The organism is Thiogranum sp. (assembly GCF_058323355.1).
Genome location: NZ_JBTTIO010000015.1, coordinates 1 through 4,850, shown reverse-complemented (window position 1 = coordinate 4,850; position 4,850 = coordinate 1). Strand labels below are relative to the sequence as shown.

Genomic DNA, 4,850 nt, shown 5'->3' with positions numbered 1-4,850 from the left:
GTGCGTCATATCATGGCACGGGAAACCGAGCAGTTGCGTAAGCAGCGCACCGAAAACGACGATTGATTACGCGCCCGGGGTGTCAGCCTGTGGCCTGTTTTTCCTCTTCCTGCTGTTGCAGTTCCCAGAGATGCGCATACACACCGGCATGAGCAAGTAGCTGTGTGTGGCTGCCGTGCTCCACAATTTTTCCATCCTGCATGACCAGTATCCGGTCGGCATCGACAATGGTCGACAGGCGGTGTGCGATGACCAGCGTGGTGTGGTTCTGTGCCGCGCTGCGCAGGCTTTCAAGAATAATCTGTTCAGAGTGGCTGTCGAGACTCGATGTGGCCTCATCGAAGACCAGGATTTTAGGATTCTTCAGGATAGCGCGTGCGATGGCAACACGCTGCTTTTCACCCCCCGACAGTTTCAGTCCACGCTCGCCTACGATGGTGTCGTAGCCTTTTGGCAGGCTGATGATAAAGTCGTGGATGTTGGCGAGTTTTGCGGCCTGCTGGATTTCCTCAAAGCTGGCGCCCTGGCGTGCGTAACCAATGTTATAGCGCAGGGTGTCGTTGAACAGCACTGTGTCCTGCGGGACGATGCCAATGGCAGCACGCAGGCTTTGCTGGGTAACCGAACGGATGTCCTGCCCGTCAATGAGAATACGTCCGGCATTGACATCATAGAAGCGGAACAGTAAGCGTGCCAGGGTGGATTTTCCTGCGCCACTGGGGCCAACCACGGCCACCCGGTGGCCGGCGGGAATGGTGAAGCTGACCGCTTCAAGAATCGGGCGGTCCGGGTCATAGGCAAAGCTGACGCGGTCAAATCGTACCTCGCCGTCCCGTACATCCAGTGGAACCGCGTCGGGGGCGTCCTCGATTTCCGGGCGCTTTTCCAGTACATCGAACATCAGCTGCATGTCCGCGATGGCGTGTTTGAGCTGGCTGTAAACAATTCCGAGGAAATTCAGTGGAATGAACAGTTGCAGCAGGAAGGCATTGATCAATACCAGGTCGCCGATGCTCAGTTCGCCTTCCACTACGTCGCTGGAGGCCAGGATCATAATCGACGTTACGCCCAGGGCGATGATAGAGGCCTGTCCCATATTCAGGGCTGACAGCGAAGTCTGACTTTTTACAGCAGCATCTTCCCACTCCTCCAGTGATGCATCGTAGCGAGCCAGTTCGTGTGGTTCATTGCCGAAGTATTTGACGGTTTCGTAATTGATCAGGCTGTCGATGGCCTGGGTATTGGCCTTCGAGTCGGTGGCGTTCATTTTTACCCGGTATTTCATTCGCCATTCGGTGATGCGGAAGGTAAAGAAGATATAGGCGATGACGCAGACAAACGTAATCACGGCATACCACACGCTGTACTGCTTGAGCAGGATGCCGGCAATCAGTGTGACCTCCACCAGCGTGGGCAGGATGCTGAACACCATGTAATTGAGCAGTGAACTGACACTGCGGGTGCCGCGTTCGATATCACGGGAGATGCCGCCGGTCTTGCGTTCCAGGTGATAACGCAGCGACAGCTGGTGCAGGTGCTCCAGTACCCGAACCGCCACCTTGCGCATGGCGCCGTGTCGGACACGGGCAAACACGGCATCGCGCAGTTCGTTGAACAGGGAACTGGCCAGCCGCAGTGCGCCGTAACCCAGTAAAAGTCCCAGCGGCAGCACCAGTTGTATGTCATCACGGTCCAGCGCATCGACGATGCCCTTCAGCATCAGTGGAATGCCGACATTGGCGACCTTGGCCAGGATCAGGAAGGTCAGCGCCAGCACCACCCGCACCCGGTATTCCCACAAAAAAGGTGCGAGAGATTTCAGGGTCTTCAGATCGTTACCTTCGGTAGCGGGCAGTTCAGTATGTCGGTTGTGCATGAATTTGCGGATTTCCGTGGTTGTCGGGTTGATGTGGGCAATGATCGTCTCCACATTCCCCGGGTCTGTCGCTGGCCTGTCGTGCAGGCGCAGCCGAATTGTACCCGAAGCTGGCAAAACGGCGGCATCAGCCCGATTTGGCTGGTATACTTGCGCGCTTTGCTGAAATCGGGAGCCTGAACCCGGAGTTGGAATCATGCCGATTTACGAATACCAATGCACTGAATGTGGTCTGGAGATGGAAAAGCTGCAAAAGCTCAGCGATGAACCGCTGACGGATTGTCCCGAGTGCGGCAAGCCGACCCTGCAGAAAAAAGTCTCTGCTGCGGGGTTTCGCCTTAAAGGCAGCGGCTGGTACGAGACCGATTTCAAGAGCAACAACCGCAAGAACGTCGCCAAGGGTGACAACAAGCCCAAGGCCGGTGGGGATTCTTCCGGCAAGTCCTCCCCGGGAGGCAGCAAATAGACAGCCCCGGCAGCTGCCCGGGGCCTGACAGGCCCATTGCCCGCCACCCAGGCGAGGCGCTATCTGGAAACACTGAAGACTGACATGCGTACACAATACTGCGGTGAACTGAATGCAAGCCACCTCGACGCCGAGGTGACACTGGTCGGCTGGGCGCATCGTCGCCGTGATCATGGCGGGGTGATTTTTATCGATCTGCGCGACCGCGAAGGTCGGGTGCAGGTCGTATTCGATCCGGACACCGAGCAAACCTTCGCCACTGCCGAGCGGGTACGCAGCGAGTATGTGCTTCAGGTGAAAGGCCGCGTACGCCGTCGCCCCGAGGGCACCGGGAACCCGGACATGTCGACTGGCGAAATTGAGGTGCTGGGCAAGGAGTTGACCATTATCAACGCCTCGGAGACGCCGCCGTTTCACCTGGACGACGACAGCGTGTCGGAAGAACACCGGTTGCGCTACCGCTACATCGACCTGCGTCGTCCGGAGATGCTGCAACGTATCCGCCTGCGCTCCGAAGTGACCCGTGAACTGCGTTATTTTCTCGACAACAACGGTTTCCTGGATATCGAAACACCGATCCTGACGCGCGCCACGCCGGAAGGCGCCCGCGACTACCTGGTGCCCAGTCGCACCCATCCGGGTGAGTTCTTTGCCCTGCCGCAGTCGCCGCAGTTGTTCAAGCAGCTGCTGATGATGTCCGGCATGGATCGTTACTACCAGATCGTGCGCTGCTTCCGTGACGAGGATTTGCGCGCCGACCGCCAGCCGGAATTCACCCAGCTGGATATCGAGACCGCGTTCCTGGATGAAGACCAGATCATGACGCTGATGGAAGACATGATCCGCGGCCTGTTTGACAAGGTACTGGGTGTCAGGCTGGATAATCCTTTCCCGCGCATGACCTGGCAGGAAGCCATGCTGCGCTTTGGTTCCGACCGGCCGGATCTGCGTGTGTCGCTGGAACTGGTCGATGTCGACGACCTGATGAAAGACGTCGAGTTCAAGGTGTTTTCCGGCCCGGCCAACGACCCTGACGGTCGCGTTGCCGCCCTGCGTTTGCCGAAGGGCTGCGAGCTGACGCGCAAGGAAATCGACGATTACACCAAATTTGTCGGCATCTATGGTGCTCGCGGGCTGGCCTACATCAAGGTCAATGAACTGGCCAAAGGTCGTGAAGGTCTTCAGTCGCCGATCCTTAAATTCCTGCCGGACGAAGCGGTTGACACCATCATGCAGCGCACCGGTGCTGAAGACGGTGACCTGGTGTTCTTCGGCGCCGACAAGGCGCACATCGTCAACGAAGCGCTGGGTGCCCTGCGTGTCAAACTCGGTGAAGACCGTGGCCTGATGGAAGGCGACTGGAAGCCGCTGTGGGTGGTGGACTTCCCGATGTTCGAGAAGGATGAGGAAAGCGGCCGCTGGAGCTCGCTGCATCATCCGTTCACCTCGCCGAAAGAAGAGCACCTGCAGCTGCTCGAAACCGACCCCGGTGCCTGTCACTCGCGCGCCTATGACATGGTGTTGAACGGTACGGAAGTTGGCGGTGGTTCCATGCGTATTTTCCGCGCGGACGTACAGCGACGCGTGTTTGAACTGCTCGGCATCAGTGACCAGGAGGCGGAAGACAAGTTCGGATTCCTGCTCACCGCGCTGAAGTACGGTTGCCCGCCCCACGGCGGGGTGGCGTTTGGCCTGGATCGTCTGTTGATGTTGATGAGCGGCGCAAGTTCAATCCGCGAAGTCATGGCCTTCCCGAAGACCCAGACCGCCAGTTGTCCGCTCACCAACGCGCCTTCCGCGGTCTCCGATGCGCAATTGCGCGAACTGAACATACGCCTGCGTAAACCTGTCGAAAAGGAAACACCCCAATCCTGACCCTATGAATCACGACTACAAGCGCCCCGAATCTGTTCTTGTTGTTATCTACACCCGGGCTGGCGATGTGTTGTTAATGGAACGCTGCCAGCCGCAAGACTACTGGCAATCGGTTACCGGCAGCCTGGACTGGGACGAGCAGCCGCGCGAGGCGGCGTTCCGTGAAGTCCGCGAGGAAACCGGGCTGGATGTCAGTGACAAGCTGGTCGACTGCAAGGAAACCGTGCGTTTCCGTATTCTGCCGGCCTGGCGGGACCGCTATGCACCGGAAGAAGAATACAACCTCGAACACCTGTTTCTGGTCGAGTTGCCGGAGCAGGTGGAAATCACCCTGAATCCCGACGAACATCGCCAGCTGCGCTGGTTCCCGGCCCGGCATGCGGCACTCAAGGCCAGTTCCTATACGAATCAGCAGGCGATTGAGAAGTTCGTATTTTTCCGGAAGTGAAGTGTCCTGTGTCGGTTGGCCGGGGGGCTTTCCGGTTCAACGGTTTGCCCGCTGCGCGGGTTCCCTGTGCTTCTCGCAAAACGCGGCGTTCGCCCAAACTCGTGGTTTATGCTGCGCATAAACCACTCAAACAGGGCTCTCTTCTTCCGCGTTTTGCTGCGATGCTCGGCTGCACCGATTCACCG

The 4,850-nt window shown here is 58.2% G+C and carries 4 protein-coding genes; 3 read left to right on the top strand and 1 reads right to left on the bottom strand.

Annotated features, from left to right (window positions below; all coding sequences use genetic code 11):
• Nucleotides 1–82 precede the first annotated feature (82 nt).
• A complete protein-coding gene (locus ACW81B_RS02890; RefSeq protein WP_491578705.1) occupies nucleotides 83–1,876 on the bottom strand; it encodes an ABCB family ABC transporter ATP-binding protein/permease in 1,794 nt (597 codons plus the stop codon).
• Between the two features lie 196 nt (nucleotides 1,877–2,072).
• Here ACW81B_RS02890 and ACW81B_RS02885 point away from each other — a divergent pair, with 196 nt between their 5' ends.
• From ACW81B_RS02885 to nudB, 3 genes are all read left to right on the top strand, one after another.
• Entirely contained in the window at nucleotides 2,073–2,342 is a 270-nt protein-coding gene (locus ACW81B_RS02885) for an FmdB family zinc ribbon protein (RefSeq protein WP_491578703.1), read from the top strand.
• An 84-nt stretch (nucleotides 2,343–2,426) separates the two neighbouring features.
• The gene (gene aspS, locus ACW81B_RS02880) at nucleotides 2,427–4,217 is read left to right on the top strand and encodes an aspartate--tRNA ligase (protein WP_491578704.1); all 1,791 of its coding nucleotides are present in this window, start codon (nucleotides 2,427–2,429) and stop codon (nucleotides 4,215–4,217) included.
• A gap of 4 nt (nucleotides 4,218–4,221) precedes the next feature.
• The gene (gene nudB, locus ACW81B_RS02875; protein ID WP_491578702.1) at nucleotides 4,222–4,665 is read left to right on the top strand and encodes a dihydroneopterin triphosphate diphosphatase; all 444 of its coding nucleotides are present in this window, start codon (nucleotides 4,222–4,224) and stop codon (nucleotides 4,663–4,665) included.
• The last annotated feature ends 185 nt before the right edge of the window (nucleotides 4,666–4,850 follow it).